Annotated in this window: 18 protein-coding genes and 2 pseudogenes; 4 read left to right on the forward strand and 16 right to left on the reverse strand. The window is 50.5% G+C overall.

What is annotated here, in order from left to right:
* Position 1: 1 nt before the first annotated feature.
* The 6 genes from rsfS to leuS all read right to left on the reverse strand — a co-directional run bounded on the left by rsfS (position 2) and on the right by leuS (position 6,063).
* On the reverse strand, positions 2-319 hold the full coding sequence (rsfS, locus tag C3D30_RS05530; protein WP_001161665.1) for a ribosome silencing factor: 318 nt from the start codon (positions 317-319) through the stop codon (positions 2-4).
* Between the two features lie 259 nt (positions 320-578).
* Positions 579-1,190 (reverse strand): adenosylcobalamin/alpha-ribazole phosphatase, encoded by a 612-nt coding sequence (locus C3D30_RS05540; protein ID WP_105286574.1) that lies wholly within the window; start codon positions 1,188-1,190, stop codon positions 579-581.
* A gap of 23 nt (positions 1,191-1,213) precedes the next feature.
* Complete coding sequence (nadD, locus tag C3D30_RS05545; protein WP_024191079.1) at positions 1,214-1,855, reverse strand: nicotinate-nucleotide adenylyltransferase; 642 nt, start codon at positions 1,853-1,855, stop codon at positions 1,214-1,216.
* A gap of 1 nt (position 1,856) precedes the next feature.
* Positions 1,857-2,888 carry a DNA polymerase III subunit delta gene (holA, locus tag C3D30_RS05550; RefSeq protein ID WP_105286575.1) on the reverse strand — a complete coding sequence of 344 codons (1,032 nt, stop codon included), beginning with the start codon at positions 2,886-2,888 and terminating at the stop codon, positions 1,857-1,859.
* Positions 2,888-3,466 carry an LPS assembly lipoprotein LptE gene (gene lptE, locus C3D30_RS05555; protein ID WP_001269666.1) on the reverse strand — a complete coding sequence of 193 codons (579 nt, stop codon included), beginning with the start codon at positions 3,464-3,466 and terminating at the stop codon, positions 2,888-2,890. The genes holA and lptE overlap by 1 nt, the downstream gene beginning before the upstream one ends.
* Before the next feature lie 14 nt (positions 3,467-3,480).
* The gene (leuS, locus tag C3D30_RS05560) at positions 3,481-6,063 is read right to left on the reverse strand and encodes a leucine--tRNA ligase (protein ID WP_105284732.1); all 2,583 of its coding nucleotides are present in this window, start codon (positions 6,061-6,063) and stop codon (positions 3,481-3,483) included.
* Positions 6,064-6,297: 234 nt separating this feature from the next.
* Here leuS and C3D30_RS05565 point away from each other — a divergent pair, with 234 nt between their 5' ends.
* Complete coding sequence (locus C3D30_RS05565) at positions 6,298-6,780, forward strand: zinc ribbon-containing protein (RefSeq protein WP_001044880.1); 483 nt, start codon at positions 6,298-6,300, stop codon at positions 6,778-6,780.
* Positions 6,781-6,854: 74 nt separating this feature from the next.
* Here C3D30_RS05565 and C3D30_RS05570 read toward each other — a convergent pair.
* A pseudogene (locus tag C3D30_RS05570) lies at positions 6,855-7,100 on the reverse strand (hypothetical protein); the annotation flags it as partial.
* A gap of 4 nt (positions 7,101-7,104) precedes the next feature.
* On the opposite strand from C3D30_RS05570, the pseudogene C3D30_RS05575 reads away from it, so the two are divergent.
* Positions 7,105-7,374 (forward strand): annotated as a pseudogene (locus C3D30_RS05575) (J domain-containing protein); the annotation flags it as partial.
* A gap of 9 nt (positions 7,375-7,383) precedes the next feature.
* Here C3D30_RS05575 and C3D30_RS05580 read toward each other — a convergent pair.
* Entirely contained in the window at positions 7,384-7,938 is a 555-nt protein-coding gene (locus tag C3D30_RS05580; RefSeq protein ID WP_016159093.1) for a tetratricopeptide repeat protein, read from the reverse strand.
* Between the two features lie 101 nt (positions 7,939-8,039).
* On the opposite strand from C3D30_RS05580, the gene C3D30_RS05585 reads away from it, so the two are divergent.
* Both C3D30_RS05585 and C3D30_RS05590 read left to right on the forward strand, forming a co-directional pair.
* The gene (locus C3D30_RS05585; protein WP_105286576.1) at positions 8,040-8,747 is read left to right on the forward strand and encodes a DUF1266 domain-containing protein; all 708 of its coding nucleotides are present in this window, start codon (positions 8,040-8,042) and stop codon (positions 8,745-8,747) included.
* On the forward strand, positions 8,744-10,195 hold the full coding sequence (locus tag C3D30_RS05590) for a molecular chaperone DnaJ (protein ID WP_105286577.1): 1,452 nt from the start codon (positions 8,744-8,746) through the stop codon (positions 10,193-10,195). The genes C3D30_RS05585 and C3D30_RS05590 overlap by 4 nt, the downstream gene beginning before the upstream one ends.
* 109 nt (positions 10,196-10,304) lie before the next feature.
* Here C3D30_RS05590 and hscC read toward each other — a convergent pair whose 3' ends face one another.
* From hscC to corC, 8 genes are all read right to left on the reverse strand, one after another.
* Positions 10,305-11,975, reverse strand: a complete 1,671-nt coding sequence (gene hscC / locus C3D30_RS05595) for a molecular chaperone HscC (RefSeq protein ID WP_105286578.1) — start codon at positions 11,973-11,975, stop codon at positions 10,305-10,307.
* An 83-nt stretch (positions 11,976-12,058) separates the two neighbouring features.
* Entirely contained in the window at positions 12,059-12,994 is a 936-nt protein-coding gene (rihA, locus tag C3D30_RS05600) for a pyrimidine-specific ribonucleoside hydrolase RihA (RefSeq protein ID WP_016231628.1), read from the reverse strand.
* Between the two features lie 117 nt (positions 12,995-13,111).
* On the reverse strand, positions 13,112-13,837 hold the full coding sequence (gene gltL, locus C3D30_RS05605) for a glutamate/aspartate ABC transporter ATP-binding protein GltL (protein WP_000631384.1): 726 nt from the start codon (positions 13,835-13,837) through the stop codon (positions 13,112-13,114).
* The gene (gltK, locus tag C3D30_RS05610) at positions 13,837-14,511 is read right to left on the reverse strand and encodes a glutamate/aspartate ABC transporter permease GltK (RefSeq protein WP_000272811.1); all 675 of its coding nucleotides are present in this window, start codon (positions 14,509-14,511) and stop codon (positions 13,837-13,839) included. The genes gltL and gltK overlap by 1 nt, the downstream gene beginning before the upstream one ends.
* On the reverse strand, positions 14,511-15,251 hold the full coding sequence (gene gltJ / locus C3D30_RS05615) for a glutamate/aspartate ABC transporter permease GltJ (RefSeq protein WP_000020950.1): 741 nt from the start codon (positions 15,249-15,251) through the stop codon (positions 14,511-14,513). Before gltJ ends, gltK begins: the two co-directional genes overlap by 1 nt.
* A gap of 169 nt (positions 15,252-15,420) precedes the next feature.
* Positions 15,421-16,329, reverse strand: a complete 909-nt coding sequence (gene gltI, locus C3D30_RS05620; protein WP_016159089.1) for a glutamate/aspartate ABC transporter substrate-binding protein GltI — start codon at positions 16,327-16,329, stop codon at positions 15,421-15,423.
* Positions 16,330-16,725: 396 nt separating this feature from the next.
* A complete protein-coding gene (lnt, locus tag C3D30_RS05625; protein WP_105286579.1) occupies positions 16,726-18,264 on the reverse strand; it encodes an apolipoprotein N-acyltransferase in 1,539 nt (512 codons plus the stop codon).
* A 24-nt stretch (positions 18,265-18,288) separates the two neighbouring features.
* Positions 18,289-19,167, reverse strand: coding sequence for a CNNM family magnesium/cobalt transport protein CorC (corC, locus tag C3D30_RS05630; protein ID WP_001278605.1), 879 nt, complete (start codon positions 19,165-19,167; stop codon positions 18,289-18,291).
* Between the last annotated feature and the right edge of the window lie 69 nt (positions 19,168-19,236).

Here is a 19,236-nt window from a genome sequence, read left to right on the forward strand (position 1 = left end):
ATTAACTCCAGAGTTTTTCCAGTTCATACAGGCGACGGCTCTCTTCCTGCATGACATGGACAATAACTTCGCCCAAATCAACGACAATCCAGTCGGCGCTGTTTTCACCTTCTACGCCGAGCGGCAATAGACCAGCAGCACGAGACTCCTGAACAACGTGGTCAGCAATGGACATAACATGACGGCTGGACGTACCCGTACAGATGATCATGCAGTCGGTGATGCTGGATTTGCCCTGAACGTCTAAGGCGATGATGTCCTGACCTTTGAGGTCATCAATTTTGTCGATAACAAAATCCTGGAGTGCTTTACCCTGCAAGTTTTCCCCCTGGGTGAATTAAAAAGATAAAAACGGTTTGTCAGTATACCTGAACCAGAGGCGATTTCGGGACAATTGTCGCCGAATCGGCTTTCGAAAGTGGGCTATCATCCCACCCCGCGCCGCAGATTGCATCGCCATTTTTGTAAAACAATTTCTACAAAGTCGTGTTTAGCGGAAAAAGTCTGGCTGCGGAGAATATCAGCCTGTCCGGGGCTGTCAATGGGCGCTGCACCTTACATGCAAAAAAACAGAAAAGTCATGCATCCCTGTGCCATATAGCGCGGCTATTGAGGACACGTAGAGTTGCGAATGCGTCATTGATTTCAATGGCGCTCCAGCAGCCCTGGTCTACACGAAAATGCCACATCGCCCCGGCTGGCATACCAAGTAAGCGGGCAATTAACAGACTCAACACGCCCTGATGGCTGACGACTAATATATTTTTGTCGTGCTGATATTCAACAAATCTGGCAATAAACCTTTCTACCCGCTGCGAAAACGCCTGAAAACCTTCACCGTTAGTTGGGACGGTATGCTGCCAGTCATTGCACCATGCGTTATAGTTTTCGGCATCTTCTTGCATCAAATCGCGATGATGCCGCATCTCCCAGTCACCAAAAAACATTTCATTAAGCTCAGGGACGGTTTGTACAGGGAGCTGGCGGTCACTGAGAACCAGCCGCGCGGTATGCTGCGCGCGTTCCAGTTCACTACATAAAACCATATCGAAGGGAACATCACGCAACAGGGTATGCAGGCTTTGAGCTTGCTCGATACCGCGTGCAGTCAGTGGCGTCGGCGCATGACCGCTGTACAATCCATCGACATTTGCCTGCGTTTCGCCGTGACGAATTAACCACAGTCGCATCATTCCCTCCGTGATGACAGCTATCAGCGATACAAGCCTTGTTGGTTAATGTAAGTCAATACAGATTCCGGCAACAAATCTTCACATGATTCGCCGTTTTGCAAGCGTTCGCGGATGATGGTCGCCGAGATGTTAAACCACGGCGTTTCAGCGAGGTAAATTTTACCGGCAGACTGAAGGTGCAGATCTTCCGGATTATGCGTCAAATGATCTTCCAGCCACTGCTGGTATTGTGGTTGCGCCATTTCAAGCGGGTAGCCAGGACGCCGACAGACAATTAAATGCGCATTGTCGAGGATCGTTTCGTATTCGTACCAGGTGGGAAAAGTCAGCAGTGAATCCTGACCAATAATAAATGCCAGTGGCACATCGGCGCCTTGTTCCTGTCGCCACTCTTTGAGTGTTTGCGCAGTGTAAGAGGGGGCATTGCGTTTTAACTCACGTTCATCAAGGGTAAACAGTGGTTTATCGGCAATAGCCAGTTCAAGCATATGTTTTCGCTGCGCGCTGTTTGCTTCCGGCTGTGGACGATGCGGAGGAACATTGTTAGGGATAATAGTCACTCGCGTCAGACCAATCAGATTCGCCAGCGTTTCCACGGGTTTAAGATGACCATAGTGCACCGGATCGAAGGTGCCGCCAAACAGAGCCTGTAAAGATTTCATATCAACCATTGATAAATACGTCTGCCAGTGGTTTATGGCACAACAGAAGGGATAATCCCTCCAGATCTGCCCACACCGACTGGCCGTAATCTTGTTTGAGGGTGAGTTCCGTTCGTGTCAGAAGTTGCACGGCCTGACGTAACTGCGGCTGGCTTAAGCGATTTAATGCCTCGCCCATCATGCCCCGCCGGTTCTGCCAAACGCGATGCTTATCAAATAACGCGCGTAGCGGCATATGGGCAGATTGACGTTTCAAATTAACCAGTAACAACAGTTCACGTTGTAATGTGCGCAACAAAATAACCGGCTCGCTGCCTTCCAGACGCAGTTGCTGAAGAATGTGCAACGCGCGCTTGCTTTTGCCCATCAACAAAGCATCAACCCAATGAAAAGGGGTGAAATGCGCGGCATCATTCACTGCCTGCTCAACGCGCGGTAATGTCAGTTTGCCGTCCGGCCAGAGAAGCGATAAACGCTCCAGTGCCTGTGCCAGCGCCAGCAGGTTACCTTCATAACAATAGCAGAGCATCTGATTTGCAGCGTCATCCAGCTCTAAGTTGAGCTGTTTTGCACGCGCAGCAACCCAGCGAGGAAGCTGAGCCTGCTCCGGTGTCTGACAGGTTACCTGCACGCTTCGATTAGCAAGAGCAGTAAACCAGGCAGCATTTTCCTGCGCTTTGCTTAATTTATTGCCGCGCACGATCAACAGCAAATCGTCATGCAGCAGTCCGGTCAGTGTCAGAAGTTGTTCATTGATCGCCGCATTTGGTCCGTTTTCTGGTAACAGCAGCAATAGCGTTTGTCGACTGGCGAACAGACTCATGGCCTGGCATAGCGAAAATATCGCATTCCAGTCGGTGTTGGGATCAATGGAAAAAGTGTGGTGTTCTGCAAATCCTTGTGTTGCAGCCACCTGACGAACAGCGTCCTGGCTTTCCTGCAACAACAGAGGATCGTTACCAAGCAAAAGATACGCCGCGCGCAGCCCTTCATTGAGCTGCGCGCGGAGTTGTTCCGGGTACAACCGAATCATCAGTTACCCAGTGTGGTAGAGACGCGTGCAGGCGTTGCTGCAGTATCCGTTGTTTTCGACGTATCTTCGTCGGAACGGATATCCGCAGCGCGAATGCTTGGCAGCTTACGAATCAGCTGTTCGGCAGCACGGTCGTACATCTCTTGAATGATCATGCCTTGCTCATTATCTTTCGCTAACGCCATTTGCGGGTTATCGAAGAACGAACGGAAGACTTTGGCGCTAATCGGGTAGATGTCACGGCCAGGGATCAATACCGACGCGCTGACTGTCATCACCATTTGATATTCAGCAGTTTGACCATTACGGAAAACTGAAGCGGTATCCTGGGAGATTGATACAGCGCCCAAACGCAGGGATGGAACGTCCTTACGCGTGGTTTCTTTATCAAGCAACTCGACACCGTTCAGACGTAACTGATTACGCACCGCACGGCTTAACGGCCCGTTCGGGTCGCCTGAGTCCAGGATCATGACCTTCATAGTGGAAGGAACCTGCGTGGTATCACGCAGATGCCAGCCACACCCGGCGGTGATTAACACCGCCAGAGATAACAACAATGTTGCCAGATATCGCACGCTTCCTCCCGCGCTTAGCCAACGACCAGATTGAGGAGTTTACCCGGTACGTAAATCACTTTACGCACGGTAACGCCATCAAGATATTTTGCTACCAGATGTTCCTGGCCAGCACGTTCGCGAACCTGTTCTTCCGTTGCATCTACCGGAACGGTGATTTTGGCACGGACTTTACCGTTAACCTGCACCACCACCAGCGTGGAGTCTTCCACCATCGCTTTCTCGTCTGCAACCGGCCACGGCGCGTTGTCGATATCGCCTTCGCCTTTCAGTTCCTGCCACAGCGTGAAGCAGATGTGCGGCGTGAACGGGTTAAGCATACGGACAACGGCCAGCAGGGCTTCCTGCATCAGCGCGCGATCCTGCTCGCCATCGGTCGGCGCTTTCGCCAGTTTATTCATCAGCTCCATAATCGCCGCAATTGCGGTGTTGAAGGTCTGACGACGACCGATATCATCAGTCACTTTAGCGATAGTTTTATGAACATCACGACGCAGAGCTTTTTGATCTTCAGTCAGTGCATCAACGTTCAGCGGCGCAACATCACCTTTCGCAGTGTGCTCGTAAACCAGTTTCCAGACACGTTTCAGGAAGCGGTTAGCCCCTTCAACGCCGGACTCTTGCCATTCGAGAGTCATATCCGCCGGAGAAGCGAACATCATAAACAGACGAACGGTGTCCGCGCCGTAACGTTCAACCATCACCTGTGGGTCGATACCGTTGTTCTTCGACTTGGACATTTTGCTCATGCCGGTATACACCAGTTCATGGCCTGCCGCGTCTTTCGCTTTCACGATACGGCCTTTCTCGTCGCGCTCAACGATAGCATCAACCGGGGAAACCCAGTTACGTTCGCCGTTTTCGCCTACATAGTAGAAGGCGTCTGCCAGCACCATACCCTGACACAGCAGCTGTTTCGCTGGTTCGTCAGAGTTCACCATGCCTGCATCACGCATCAGTTTGTGGAAGAAGCGGAAGTAGAGCAGGTGCATGATGGCGTGTTCGATACCACCAATATAGATATCCACCGGCAGCCAGTAGTTAGCCGCTTTGGAATCCAGCATACCCTCTTTGTACTCTGGGCAAGTGTAGCGCGCATAGTACCAGGAGGACTCCATAAAGGTGTCGAAAGTATCGGTTTCACGCAGCGCCGGCATACCGTTAACGGTGGTTTTCGCCCACTCAGGATCTGCTTTGATCGGGCTGGTAATACCGTCCATTACCACATCTTCCGGCAGGATCACCGGCAGTTGGTCGTCCGGGGTAGGCATCACCGTGCCGTCTTCCAGCGTCACCATCGGAATCGGCGCACCCCAGTAACGTTGACGGGAAACACCCCAGTCGCGCAGGCGATAGTTTACTTTACGCTCGCCAACACCCATTGCCGTCAGTTTGTCGGCAATGGCGTTAAAGGCTGCTTCATGGTCAAGACCGTTGAACTCGCCAGAGTTGAACAGCACGCCTTTTTCCGTCAGCGCCTGCTGGGAGAGATCCGGTTCAGAACCGTCAGCCGCCAGGATAACCGGCTTGATGTTCAGGCCGTATTTAGAGGCAAACTCGTAGTCGCGCTGGTCGTGACCCGGAACCGCCATTACTGCGCCAGTGCCGTACTCCATCAATACGAAGTTTGCTGCCCAAACCGGAATTTCTTCGCCCGTTAATGGGTGAACCGCTTTAAAGCCAGTATCGACACCTTTTTTCTCCATCGTTGCCATTTCAGCTTCAGCAACTTTGGTGTTACGACATTCGTCAACGAAAGCCGCCAGTTCAGGATTATTTCCTGCCGCTTTCTGCGCCAGCGGGTGACCCGCCGCTACCGCCAGATAAGTACAACCCATAAAGGTGTCCGGGCGGGTAGTGTAAACGGTCAGCGTGTTGTCATAGTCGTTAACGTTGAAGGTGATTTCCACGCCTTCGGAACGACCGATCCAGTTACGCTGCATGGTTTTAACGGTGTCTGGCCAGTGATCCAGTTTATCCAGATCGTTGAGCAGTTCGTCAGCGTAAGCGGTGATTTTGATAAACCACTGCGGGATCTCTTTACGTTCAACTTTGGTATCGCAGCGCCAGCAGCAGCCGTCAATAACCTGTTCGTTAGCCAGTACGGTCTGGTCGTTCGGACACCAGTTGACCGCAGAAGTCTTCTTATATACCAGACCTTTTTTATACAGCTCGGTGAAGAATTTCTGTTCCCAACGGTAGTATTCCGGCGTACAGGTCGCCAGCTCGCGGCTCCAGTCATAACCAAAGCCCAGCATTTTGAGCTGGTTTTTCATATACGCGATGTTGTCGTACGTCCACGGTGCCGGTGCGGTGTTGTTTTTCACCGCCGCGCCCTCCGCAGGCAGACCAAACGCGTCCCAGCCGATCGGCTGCAGGACGTTTTTGCCCAGCATACGCTGGTAGCGGGCGATCACGTCACCGATGGTGTAGTTACGTACGTGGCCCATGTGTAGTCGACCAGAAGGATAGGGAAGCATAGACAGGCAGTAATACTTCTCTTTGCTCTCGTCTTCGGTTACTTCAAATGTGCGCTTCTCATCCCAGTGAAGCTGTACTTTGGATTCTATCTCTTCCGGGCGGTATTGCTCTTGCATGGCAGCCAGTGGTCCTGTTTTCAATACGGCTACAAATGTAGCGTTGAGGTGGTTTTTCAGATCCGCATAGCATAGCCCAAACGTCCGCGTCAAAACAGCCTTTCGCGCACTCGACGTTGAAATGATGCCCGGATTATTCATACATTAATTTACAGAGTTTGTGGGCGTATTAGCAAAGCAAGGAACAAAGAACGTCTATTATTATAGTCAGTTAACGACCCGGGAGATGAAACGATGAACAAGGTTGCTCAATATTACCGTGAACTGGTCGCGTCACTGAGCGAACGCCTGCGCAATGGCGAACGTGATATCGACGCACTGGTGGAACAGGCGCGCGAGCGCGTAATAAAAACAGGGGAGTTAACGCGAACCGAGGTCGATGAGTTGACGCGAGCTGTCAGGCGTGACCTGGAAGAGTTCGCCATGAGCTATGAAGAGAGCCTGAAAGAAGAGTCTGACAGTGTTTTTATGCGGGTGATTAAAGAAAGCCTCTGGCAGGAACTGGCGGACATCACCGATAAAACGCAGCTTGAATGGCGCGAAGTTTTCCAGGATCTCAACCATCACGGGGTTTATCACAGCGGAGAAGTGGTAGGGCTGGGGAATCTGGTCTGCGAGAAATGTCACTTCCATCTCCCGATCTACACGCCGGAAGTCCTAACGCTATGCCCGAAATGTGGTCATGACCAGTTCCAGAGACGCCCGTTCGAGCCGTAATAGTCTGATTTCGCACAGCAATAAAGATAATTGGGGTCGAATGAAAATCGTCCGGCCCTTATTTGTTTTTATCTCTACAGTAAATCTTCAACCTCACGGATTTCTTGATCGACATCTCTTGTACCGGATGACTGAACCTTACGGTATAAGTCGAGAGCCTGTCGGAGATCGGCGGATCTTCCTTCGCCATAGTGGTACATAATGGCCAGGCTATACCAGGCGGTGGCATCATTGAATTCAGCGGCTTTCGTAAACCATTCAAAGGCAGCTTTCAGATACCAGTACATCGCTTGCTTATAGTTCTGCTCTACCCCTTCGCCTGGTGCTGGCGAACCAACTACGGAAGAATCATTAATGCCGATTGTGAGTCGTCTTGATGTGGAAGATCGTTGTCCGCTGGAAGCATTAATTATTCGGCGATTATTAATTCAGTCGGCGAATTTTGCCGGGCAGAAAATCGTCGAACCAGCGCCACAACCCCAGCCAATGCCCGCTGATGATGGTGGTCCTGGTTGCCTCGGGGTTATTAAAATTATCTTCTACATTTTTATCTTTGCCGGTTTGATAGGGAAAATACTCCATCTACTGGGTTGAAACTCAACCTTAATGTGCGGGAAGTTCAGCCAGTAATCTTTCCGCATTTTTATAATGTTGATCCGCTGCCAGTTTTAGCCATTTGCGTGCTTCATAATTGTTGATGTTAATTCCAGTGCCGTTTCTGTAGATCAAACCCAAAGTGTATTGAGCATGGGCATATCCTTTTTCCGCAGCTTGTTTATACCACTGGATTGCCATTCGACTATCGGGCTTTACACCCAATCCTTTCAGGTAGATCCACCCTAGTTTGCTCTGCGCGCGCGGATTTTCCTGTTCTGCCGATTGCTCATACCAGTATCTCGCCATCGTGTAATCCAGAGGCTTACCATTGCTGCCATGAAGATAAAATCCGCCAAGGCTATATTGTGACGTCGAGTGACCATGAATGGCGGAAAGCTCCGTTGCTGCCGTGGTAAACGGAAGACTGCCCGGTGCGCTTAAATAATCAAAGACATAATTCGCCATAGCTTTATCGCGCAAGGTCGTTTTCTTAGGTTGGCTAATACAAGTGATTGCCGCAACTATAAATATTGCGAATATAAAATATATTTTTTTGTTCATTTATCAATGCTTCGATTTTCTTTTTATTTTGAAAGCGTCAAGTTTATACTCATCATTAATAAAAAAGTAGTCAGTTAATGTACTTAAAGGATTGTTAATAAATGGATAAGGAAGAACAACACCTTCTATTTGCGCTTTCTACGCCAATGGAAATTCTTAATCAGGGATGCAAGCCCGCACATGACTCGCCAAAAATGTATACCGGAATAAAAGAATTTGATCTCTCATCATCCTGGGGAATAAATAATCGTGATGATTTAATTCAGACTATTTACCAGATGACTGATGATGGTCACGCAAATAATTTAGCTGGTTTATATCTGGCATGGCATCGATCTTCCCCTGATGAGTGGAAAACATTAATTTCTGGCGGCTCCGAACGCGGGTTGATTTATACCCAATTTGTTGCCGAAACAGCCCTGTGTTGTGGGGAAGCAGGAATCAAAGCCTGGGATTATGTTCGTATGGGCTTTTTATCGCGCGTCGGTGTACTCAACAAGTGGCTGACGGAAGACGAGAGTTTATGGCTGCAATCGCGCGTTTATGTACGAGCCCACCATTACTATCACAGCTGGATGCACTATTTTTCCGCCTATTCGTTAGGACGTCTCTACTGGCAATCCTCTCAGTGTGAAGACAACGCTTCGCTACGCGAGGCGCTAACCCTGTACAAATACGATAGCGCCGGGAGCCGGATGTTTGAAGAGCTGGTGGCAGGAAGCGATCGTTTCTATGCCACGCTTCCCTGGCGGCCGTTAACTGTCCAACCAGAATGTCCGGCAACGCTTAAGGATGTGAGCGACCTATGAAAACATGTTGGCAAATTCTCGAAATTGAAAGCACGACGCAAACAGAGATTATCCGTCAGGCTTATCTTGCTCGCTTACCGTTGTGTCACCCCGAAACCGATCCGCAGGGGTTTAAAGCATTACGCCAGGCCTATGAAGAGGCGCTGCGACTGGCGGTAAATCCTGTAGAAGAATCAGTTGATGGAAAGAGTAACGCCGCTGTTGAACATGAAGCACTGGGCGCATTAAGGGCATTACTGGATTCGGAAAGTGATCGTTTTCAGCCCTCCGCTTGGCAGAAATTTATTCAGCAATTAAATACCTGGAACATGGAAGAGGTGGATCAATTACGCTGGCCGCTGTGTGCAATCGCTATAGAAGCGCGATATCTTTCATTAAATTGTGCTTCTTTGCTGGCAGAGCGTTTGAACTGGCATTCGTTTAATGACAGCGAAGGAATGGATGAGGAAGAACGGGAGGCTTTTCTTGAGGCCATTCAGGCTGGTGATTGTTTCGATTTCCTTAGCCTTCTGGAATATCCCGTTGCGTTGCAGAACCAGACTGTTGAGTATTACTTCGCGCTGGAACGTTGCTGCCGTTACCATCCTGACTATGTCACTGCGTTTTTGGCGATGGAAGGTCCGTGGTTCATTCCTGATGATGCAAAGTTACATCGCAAACTGTTGCGCTGGTACAGCTCGGTGCAAACAGGTATGGCGGAACTCATTCCTGTTGCCCAACAATGGCAAACGGAAGAACCAGAAAGCGAAGATGCCCGGTATTACCAGTGTGCACAACGTTTGTACTGCGGCGAGGGGGAAAGCCTGCTTGCCGATCTCTGCGCGAACTGGGAAAGTTACCCATCTACACAAGCTGATAATTTGTTGTTGCAGTGGAGCAAGCGTCATTGCCCGGATTATTTCGCGTTATTAGTGATGGTTATCGAAGCGCGGAGCATGGTAGATGCGCAAGGTCAACCGCTGAAATATGTTCCTGGTGAGAGTGCCCGGACGCGGCTGTTATGGGCGGAAATTTTACATAGCGGAAAATTATCGCCGTTAGGTCAATCGTTTGTTGAGTCGTTATTCTTCAAGCGCAAAGCATGGGCGTGGTGGAAATCGAGAGTCGGTAGCGAGACAGATCAAGATTCACCATTACTGGATCTGTATCGGGTGGCGGAACAGGTTGTGCTGGAAGCGTTTCCGAAACAAGAGATGCTGGCCCGTCTGAACGCGCGGCTGGAACGCGGAGATGCTCATCCATTAGAGGCCATTATCACCCGAATGTTGTTGACGAAAGTGAAACTCGAGCCGGTGGATGAAGATGTCGATGAGCCAATACCTGAAAAACATGAAGAGAAGAATGATGAGGTTGAAAAACCACAGAGCATTTCCAGCATTATCAAAATCAGCTTAACGGTGCTGGTGATAGGTTATGCACTCGGCAAAATTGCGATGTTGTTTAGTTAGATGCGATGCTGCGCATCTTATCCTTCAATGTCGGATGCGATGCTGACGCATCTTATCCGACCTACGAGTAGGCGGGATAAGGCGTTTACGCCGCATCCGGCAGTCGTGTTCAGGGGATCTCAATTGCCAGATAATCGCTCGCCCGCTGACGAACTTCATCGACGCGGGCCATATCGTTTGACTGCAACGCCGCATCAAAATCGGTGATCACCCGACCAATATCTTCTCGCTCGTCACCCAGCGCCCGCGCCCACAACTCTTCCAGTTTGGCTTTAAAGGTGCGATTGATGAGCATATCGCGCGGATAAATTTTCAATGCGGATAACCGCGCCCGACTCTCTTCAATCTGCTGCGCGCTCAATGTTACCGGGCTGTGGTTAATGACTCTGGACTTAACGCTACCGTCTTCCAGAAGTACGTCAACTTCAAGCAAGCCGTTGATATCATAGCTAAATCTAATATCTATAGACTGGTAATCCCCGTTTTTTTTCAACGGCACATCGAAGGATTCCACCAGAATGTTATTTTTAACTTTGTGGTTTTCTCCCTGATAGACGTTAACCGTAATTGAATCCTGTTCCGGGTGCATGGTCGAGTAAGTTTCTACACGCGACACAGGCACAGTGGTGTTTCGTTCAATAATCGGCGAGAAAATGCCGGAAACGCCCTGGCGGTTAACTTCAACGCCCAACGAGTAAGGGCAAATATCAGTGAGGATCACCTCTTCAATATCTTCGCTACGTAAGCGGCAGGCGGCCTGGATTGCTGCGCCTAGCGCGACAATGGTGCTCGGGTCGTAACTTTGATACGGTAATTTGCCAAACAGACGCACGGCGATTCGCTGTACCAGCGGCATTTGCGACGCGCCGCCAACAAGTACCAGGCTGTCGATTTGGCTCGGTTTCAGACGCGCATCGCGCAATGCTTGTTCGATTGGCACACGCAAGCGGTTGAGCAGCGGCAACCACAAATCTTCCAGTTCGTTCTCGTAAAATTCGCACTCACGCGTTTCTTCCTGATACTGCCAGCTAATTTGCAGCGGTAATTGATTGCCACATTTTGCCGCTTCCACGCTGGTGTACAGGGCTGCCAGTTCACTTTCGTTGAGCATGTTTTTAGCCACTGTGGCGCGTTTTAAAACTTTATCCACCAGCATATGAGTAAAATCTTCGCCACCAAGAACGTTGTCGCCAGCGGAGGCGTGAACTTCAATCACCGGCGTGGCGTATTCGAGCACCGTGACGTCAAACGTGCCGCCACCGAGATCAAAAACCAGCGAGCGGGTGTTTTGCTGCGTATGCAGGCCATAAGCCATCGCGGCTGCCGTGGGTTCATTAATTAAGCGTACCGCATTTAACCCTGCCAACTCTGCTGCTAAACGGGTATGTTTGCGTTGTTCATCACTGAAATAAGCCGGAACGGAGATCACCACATCTTTAATTGTGCGTTGCAGAAATTCTTCGGCATCTTCTTTTAATGAACGTAATACCAAAGAAGACAATTCCGGCGCGTTAAATGTGCCATTGCCTAAGCGCCAGTTGGTATTACTGCCCATTGCACGTTTAAATAACGCAGCGGTTTTATCAGGATGTGAAGTACGCCGTGATACAGCCGGTTTTCCGACCAGAATATGATTATTTTCATCCATGCTAATTATAGATGGTGTTAAATATTCACCGAATTTATTTGGAATTAATTGCGCGGCACCGTCTTTCCAGACGGCAATTAAACTATTGGTAGTACCGAGATCGATACCAATGGCGAGTTCTGCATTATCCATTGCATTTATATCTTGAAGGAAAAAGAGAGCGTCAGAGTAAGACCACCACATTTTTACATGGTGATCTTAATCAATGACGTGTATTAAGCGTAAAATTTCAGACGATCTGCCAGTAAATCAACAAAGCCCTGACGATCAACATCGACCATGACGGTGGCATTCGGTTTATTGCCGGTCAGATAGTAATAATCAACAACTGTCATGCCCTGGGTATATTTCCCTTGCGTTTCGACGCCAACCCAGCGTTCAACGGTGGTGAACAGTTCAGGTTTCAGCAGCCAGGCGATGGTGCATGGGTCATGCAGCGGTGCGCCAACAAATCCCCATTTTTCATCTTTATGATATTCGAGGAAGAAATCCAGCAGTTCGGCGACGATGGTTGAAATCGGGTTGCCAATCGCGCGGAAACGCTCGGTGTCCTCAACGTGAATTTGCGCTTTGTGAGTGACATCCAGACCTGCCATTACCACAGGAATTCCAGACTGGAAGACAATTTCTGCCGCTTCCGGGTCAACGTAAATATTAAATTCAGCCGCAGGCGTCCAGTTACCAAGCCCCATTGCGCCGCCCATAATCACGATACGGGCAATTTTGCTATGCAGTTCCGGATGGCTATTGAGCAGCAAGGCGACGTTAGTTTGCGGCCCGGTAGAAACAATGGTGACGGGGTCCACACTTTCACGCAGCGTTTTCGCCATCAGCTCCACCGCCGTGCAGTTTTGCGGTGCGAATGCGGGTTCCGGTAATGCCGGGCCGTCCAGTCCACTTTCGCCGTGCACGTTGTCTGCGATAATCAACTCACGCATTAACGGTTTCACCGCGCCGCCTGCCACCGGAATATCGGTGCGATTAAGCAGGGTCAGCATACGCAGAACATTACGTAATGTTTTTTCTGGTGTCTGGTTTCCGGCGGAAGAAGTAATCGCTTTGACATCAAGCTCTGGTGAGGCGAGGGCGAGAACTATTGCGATAGCGTCATCATGACCTGGGTCGCAATCTAACAGAATTGGCAGTGCCATTGTTGCTCCTTGTTGTGTGCTTCTTTGCGACAAGGGTAACGCCAGGATGTAACAGATACGAGAGGCGAAATGATAAAGCGTGAGATGGCGCGCACTTGGCTATGCGCGCCAGAGTGATTAATGCAGTATTTTCGCGAGGAAGTCTTTTGCACGGTCCGATTTCGGATCATCAAAGAAAGCGTCTTTCGGCGAATCTTCGACAATTTTACCTTCATCCATAAAGATCACCCGATTCGCCACTTTGCGGGCAAAGCCCATTTCGTGGGTCACCACCATCATGGTCATCCCCTCGTTCGCCAGTTCCACCATCACGTCCAGCACTTCGTTGATCATCTCCGGATCGAGCGCCGATGTCGGTTCGTCGAACAGCATGGCGATGGGGTCCATACATAACGCGCGAGCGATTGCCACACGCTGCTGCTGACCACCGGAAAGCTGCGCCGGAAACTTATTGGCGTGAGCAGAAAGCCCGACTCGCTCCAGCAGTTTCAGTGCTTTTTCACGAGCCGGCGCTTTATCGCGTTTAAGTACTTTCACCTGCGCCAGCGTCAGGTTTTCGATAATCGACAGATGGGGGAACAGCTCGAAGTGCTGGAACACCATTCCGACGCGGGAACGCAGCTTTGCCAGATCGGTTTTCTTATCGTTAACCACGATGCCATCAACGGTGATTTCGCCTTGCTGCACCGGTTCGAGGCCGTTGACGGTTTTTATCAGCGTTGATTTACCGGAACCAGACGGGCCGCAAACCACCACTACTTCACCTTTTTTCACTTCGGTTGAGCAGTCGGTCAGCACCTGAAAGTGACCATACCATTTTGAAACATTTTTCAGGGTAATCATTATGCTGTCCTTCTTTTCAAGTAGCTGACCAACAACGATGCGCTAAGGCTAATAACGAAATAAACAAATCCGGCAAACAGGATCATCTCGACCTGCGTACCATCACGCTCACCAATGGTTGAGGCGGTACGGAAGAAATCGGCCAGAGATAACACATACACCAGCGAGGTATCCTGGAACAGAACGATGCCCTGAGTGAGCAGCAGCGGCACCATTGCACGAAACGCCTGCGGCAGAATAATCAGTTTCATCGACTGCCAGTGAGTCATCCCCAACGCCAGCGCGGCGCTCGACTGACCACGGGAAATACTTTGAATACCGGCACGGATAATCTCTGAATAGTAGGCCGCTTCAAACATCGAAAACGCCACCATCGCCGAAATTAAGCGGATATCGGTTTTGGGCGATAACCCCAGCACGTTTTGCAGAAAACCCGGCACAATCAGGTAAAACCATAGCAAAACCATGACTAAAGGAATTGAGCGGAATACGTTAACGTAGGCTTTGGCAAACCAGGCAATCGGCGCAAAGCTGGACAGGCGCATCACTGCCAGCATGGTGCCCCACAAAATACCAATCACGACTGCCGTGACAGTGATTTTCAGGGTGATCACCAGCCCATCCAGCAGATACGGCAGGGAAGGAACGATTGAACTCCAGTCAAACTCGTACATTACTTGCCTCCCATGTTGCCGGGCAGGCGAACTTTACGTTCAACCAGTGTCATCACCAGCATGATAACCGCGTTAATCAACACATACGCCAGCGTAATAGCAGTGAACGATTCCCAGGCGTGAGCGGAGTAATCGAGCAATTTACCGGCCTGCGCCGCCATATCCACCAGCCCGATGGTCGAGGCGATGGCGGAGTTTTTCACCAGGTTCATCATCTCGGACGTCATCGGCGGGACGATAACGCGATAAGCGTTAGGCAGTAGTACGTAGCGGTAAGCCTGCGGTAGCGTCAGACCCATTGCCAGCGCGGCATTTTTTTGCCCACGCGGTAACGACTGGATCGCGGCGCGTACCTGTTCGCAAACACGGGCGGCGGTAAACAGCCCCAGGCAAAGCATGGAGGAGAGGAAAAACTGAATATTAGGATCCAGCTCCGCCTTAAACCACATGCCAATTTTCTCCGGCAGTAGCTCCGGGATCACCAGATACCAGGTAAAGAACTGCACAATCAGTGGCACGTTGCGGAACAGTTCGACATACAACGTACCCAGACCGGAGAGAAAACGGTTAGGAACGGTACGCAAAATGCCGAATAACGAGCCGACGAGGAAAGCGATAATCCAGGCGCAGATCGACAGAGCGATCGTCACCTGAAAGCCGCTCCAGATCCAGCCGAGATAGGTGGTGTTGCCGAACGGGGCTTGTTGTAAAAAAATACCCCAGTTCCAGTCTATAGACATAAATCTACTCCAGAAAAAAGAGGGTAGCAGCGTTAACTGCTACCCTCGAAGATTGTTACCCAGCGTATTGCGGTTTTCAGGCCCGATGGGGAACGACCATCAGGCGTATAGTCTGTCCGTGCTACGTAACAATCGAGAGGGCTGGAATTTCCGCCCCTGGTTCTTGTAATTAGTTCAGTGCCTTGTCATTCGGTTCTTTGAACAGAGCTTTCATTTCGTCTGACAGTTCGAAATTCATGTTCAGGTTTTTCGGCGGAATTGGATTTTTGAACCACTTATCAAACCATTTTTCCGCTTCACCGGAGGTCTGCACCTGAGCGATAGTGTCATCCATCAGCTTTTTGAACTGCGGATCGTCTTTACGCAACATGCAGCCGTAAGCTTCCTGAGACTGCGGTTTGCCGACGATTTCCCAGTTGTCTGGTTTCTTCGCTTTCGCACGTTCACCGGCCAGCAGGGCATCGTCCATCATAAAGGCAACGGCACGACCGCTTTCCAGGGTGCGGAAAGAGTCACCGTGATCTTTGGCGCTGATGATGCGCATATTCATTTTTTGCTCTTCATTCAGTTTGTTGAGCAAAACTTCAGAGGTGGTGCCGGAAGTGACGACTACGGCTTTATCTTTCAGATCGGCAAAATCTTTAACATCGCCGCCTTTTTTGGTCAGCAGGCGCGTACCGACCACGAAAATGGTGTCAGAGAAAGCCGCCTGTTTCTGGCGTTCGAGGTTGTTGGTGGTTGAACCGCATTCAAAATCGAAAGTGCCGTTTTGCAGCAGCGGAATACGATTTTGTGAGGTGATCGGAATTAGTTTCACCTGTAAGTCCGGTTTGTTGAGTTTCTTTTTCACTGCTTCAACGATGGCGTTGGAGTAATCCTGTGAGTAACCCACCACTTTTTGCTGATTGTCGTAATAAGAGAAAGGTACTGAAGATTCACGGTGACCGACGACAATCACGCCGTTTTTGGCGATTTTGTCCAGCGTACTGCCCGCTGCCGGGGCAGCGTCTTCTGCCTGTGCCAGTCCTGCAGAAAGCGCCAGGGCCAGGATTGCTGTGGCAGGTTTACGTAATTGCATATCCAACTCCTTTATCTCCTGCGTTAAAAACGCATGGATACCCGTTGTGAGTGTTTGTGTTGTTATCATCTGCAACTTTATTGTGCAGTGTTGTGCTTGTTAGGTAACATTTAGTTTGGCTAAATGTAAAGATATTGCTGTTTTATTGTTTGTTTTTGCGAGATGTACCGCACCATTCCGAAGCAAAATTCTTAAAATGCACTCTTTTGGTGCTGCCCGTGGATTGCTGTGGTGCAACCGGGTTGTACTGACGCCGGTTCAAGGTTTGCCTTGTATAACAAAGCAATAGATGTGCCAAAGTTGGAGGGACGTATTTTGTCATCCGGATAACGCATTGACGCTGCATCCGGTGAATGTGCCGAAATACGGGATGTATTCCGGCACGATAAGAAGGGATTATTTACGTCGTTGACGCAGACTCATCAGCACAGCGGCAAAACCAAACAGTGCTGTCAGTACCCACAGCGGCCAGTTGCCGGTACGTGCGTACGGTGTGAGTCCGGTGGTTGGCGTCACGTGAGTGGTCAACACCTCGCGGGTGAATTGCGGGATCATCGCCTGAATCTCACCTTGCGGACCAATTACCGCCGTAATGCCGTTGTTGGTGCTACGCAGCAGCGGGCGCGCCAGCTCCAGCGCACGCATTCGCGCCATCTGGAAGTGCTGCCACGGACCAATAGACTTACCAAACCACGCATCGTTTGAGATGGTCAGCAGATAGTCGGTATCCGGGCGGAAGTTATCGCGCACCTGCTCGCCGAGAATGATCTCGTAGCAAATAGCCGCAGTAAGCTCAATACCATTTACCGACAGCGGCGGCTGGATATATGGCCCACGGCTGAACGACGACATCGGCAGATCAAAGAACGGTGCTAACGGACGCAGAATCGATTCCAGCGGGACAAACTCGCCAAACGGCACCAGATGGTTTTTGTTATAGCGATCGGCTGATTCGTAGCTGTACGGCGCACCTTTACCCAGCGTAATGATGGTGTTGTAGGTATCGTAGCGGTTCTGCTTATTGAGGCGCGCGTCGACAATCCCGGTTACCAGCGAACTACCTTTATCGCGCAACTCACTGTCCAGTGCTTTGAGGAACGGTTGCTGATTAATTTCCAGATCGGTTATCGCCGACTCCGGCCAGATAATCAGTGAAGATTTGCCCATCAGCGGCGCCGTCGCGTTGTAATAAATTTTCAGCGTATTAAGAAGCTGGCTTTCATCCCATTTCAGCGATTGCGGAATATCGCCCTGAACCATCGAAACCTGAATGGTTTTCTCCGGTTGCGGGGTAAACCACTGGATGTAACGCAGCGGGAAGGGAAGGGCAAACAGCACGACGGCCACTACCAGCGGACGCCAGTTGCGTTTGAACAACGCCAGTGCCAGCAGACCGCTAACCATCATCAGCAGGAAGTTAATGGCTTCCACGCCCATTATCGGTGCCAGTCCTTTTACCGGGCCGTCAATCTGGCTATAGCCGAACTGTAACCACGGGAAGCCGGTCAGCACCCAACCGCGCAGAAACTCGGTCACTTGCCAGAGAGCAGGGGCGGCAATCGCCACGCGCAGCCAGGTTGTTTTTGGCCACAGACGCGACAGCACGCCAGCAAATAGTCCGGTATACAGCGACAAATACGCCGCCAGCAGCACCACCAGGAAGATGTTAACCGGGCCAGGCATTCCACCAAAGGTCGCGATGCTGACATAGACCCAGTTAATACCGCTACCAAAGAGACCAAATCCCCAGCAAAAGCCAATAGCGGCAGACTGGAGTGGACGGCGGTTAAAAGTCAGCGCCTGAAGCCCCATCAGCGAAATAATCGCCGCAGGCCAGACATCGTAAGGAGAGAAGGCCAGCGTTCCGCAGGCACCGAATAATAACGCCAGCAGCAGGCGAATGCGCTGGCGTTCAATTAATGAGGCAAAAGCCATGTAGTTATCTATCCAGTTTCGGTTTTATTCATCCAGCTTCGGCTGGGGTGAGTCATCCGGGATTTTGACATGAACCTGAATAATACGCCGACTATCGGCCATCGCCACTTTGAACTGGTAACCGTCGATGTCGATGGTTTCGCCACGCGCCGGGAGATGTCCAAACGCCTGCATCACCAGACCACCGATAGTGTCGACCTCTTCATCGCTGAAGTGGGTGCCGAACGCTTCGTTGAAATCTTCAATAGAAGCCAGCGCGCGCACGGTCCAGGTATGACGACTCAGCTGACGGAAGTCGATATCATCTTCTTCGTCATACTCGTCTTCAATCTCACCAACAATCAGTTCCAGGATGTCTTCAATGGTCACCAGACCGGAAACACCACCGAATTCGTCAATGACGATCGCCATGTGGTAACGCTGAGAGCGAAACTCTTTCAGCATCCGGTCTACGCGCTTACTTTCAGGAACGACAACCGCCTGACGTAACACTTTGTCCATGCTGAAGGCTTCAGCATCGCTACGCATAAACGGCAGCAAGTCTTTCGCCATCAGAATCCCTTCAATGTGATCTTTGTCTTCGCTAATCACCGGGAAACGTGAGTGGGCGGACTCGATGATGACATCAAGGCATTCGTCCAGCGTCTGGTTGCGTTTCAGGGTAATCATCTGGGAGCGGGGGATCATGATGTCGCGAACGCGTTGGTCTGCGATGTCCATTACCCCTTCGAGCATATCGCGCGTATCTTCGTCGATAAGGTCGTTCTGCCCGGAATCACGGATCAGCGCCAGCAGTTCGTCACGGTTTTTCGGTTCACCGTGGAAAAGTTGGCTGAGTAACAGGGAGAAAAATCCCTTCTTGTTGCTTATCGTGTCACTACTGTGTGAATTGTCGTCGCTCATGGCGTCGTATGGGTTCTCATGTTAGTTAATCAAAACGCCGTCGTTAATCGCCAACGGCGGGGACGTTTG

The sequence above is a fragment of the Escherichia sp. MOD1-EC5433 genome (genome assembly GCF_002966005.1).
Classification (GTDB): Bacteria; Pseudomonadota; Gammaproteobacteria; order Enterobacterales; family Enterobacteriaceae; genus Escherichia; species Escherichia ruysiae.

Excerpts from the sequence above, each read along its gene's own strand:
- gltL (WP_000631384.1), bottom strand. The coding sequence starts at position 13,837 with ATGATTACCCTGAAAAATGTTTCAAAATGGTATGGTCACTTTCAGGTG.
- lnt (WP_105286579.1), bottom strand. The coding sequence starts at position 18,264 with ATGGCTTTTGCCTCATTAATTGAACGCCAGCGCATTCGCCTGCTGCTG.
- C3D30_RS05580 (WP_016159093.1), bottom strand. The coding sequence starts at position 7,938 with ATGAACAAAAAAATATATTTTATATTCGCAATATTTATAGTTGCGGCA.
- holA (WP_105286575.1), bottom strand. The coding sequence starts at position 2,888 with ATGATTCGGTTGTACCCGGAACAACTCCGCGCGCAGCTCAATGAAGGG.
- hscC (WP_105286578.1), bottom strand. The coding sequence starts at position 11,975 with ATGGATAATGCAGAACTCGCCATTGGTATCGATCTCGGTACTACCAAT.
- gltI (WP_016159089.1), bottom strand. The coding sequence starts at position 16,329 with ATGCAATTACGTAAACCTGCCACAGCAATCCTGGCCCTGGCGCTTTCT.
- rihA (WP_016231628.1), bottom strand. The coding sequence starts at position 12,994 with ATGGCACTGCCAATTCTGTTAGATTGCGACCCAGGTCATGATGACGCT.
- gltJ (WP_000020950.1), bottom strand. The coding sequence starts at position 15,251 with ATGTCTATAGACTGGAACTGGGGTATTTTTTTACAACAAGCCCCGTTC.
- leuS (WP_105284732.1), bottom strand. The coding sequence starts at position 6,063 with ATGCAAGAGCAATACCGCCCGGAAGAGATAGAATCCAAAGTACAGCTT.
- C3D30_RS05565 (WP_001044880.1), top strand. The coding sequence starts at position 6,298 with ATGAACAAGGTTGCTCAATATTACCGTGAACTGGTCGCGTCACTGAGC.
- C3D30_RS05590 (WP_105286577.1), top strand. The coding sequence starts at position 8,744 with ATGAAAACATGTTGGCAAATTCTCGAAATTGAAAGCACGACGCAAACA.
- nadD (WP_024191079.1), bottom strand. The coding sequence starts at position 1,855 with ATGAAATCTTTACAGGCTCTGTTTGGCGGCACCTTCGATCCGGTGCAC.
- C3D30_RS05540 (WP_105286574.1), bottom strand. The coding sequence starts at position 1,190 with ATGCGACTGTGGTTAATTCGTCACGGCGAAACGCAGGCAAATGTCGAT.
- gltK (WP_000272811.1), bottom strand. The coding sequence starts at position 14,511 with ATGTACGAGTTTGACTGGAGTTCAATCGTTCCTTCCCTGCCGTATCTG.
- corC (WP_001278605.1), bottom strand. The coding sequence starts at position 19,167 with ATGAGCGACGACAATTCACACAGTAGTGACACGATAAGCAACAAGAAG.
- C3D30_RS05585 (WP_105286576.1), top strand. The coding sequence starts at position 8,040 with ATGGATAAGGAAGAACAACACCTTCTATTTGCGCTTTCTACGCCAATG.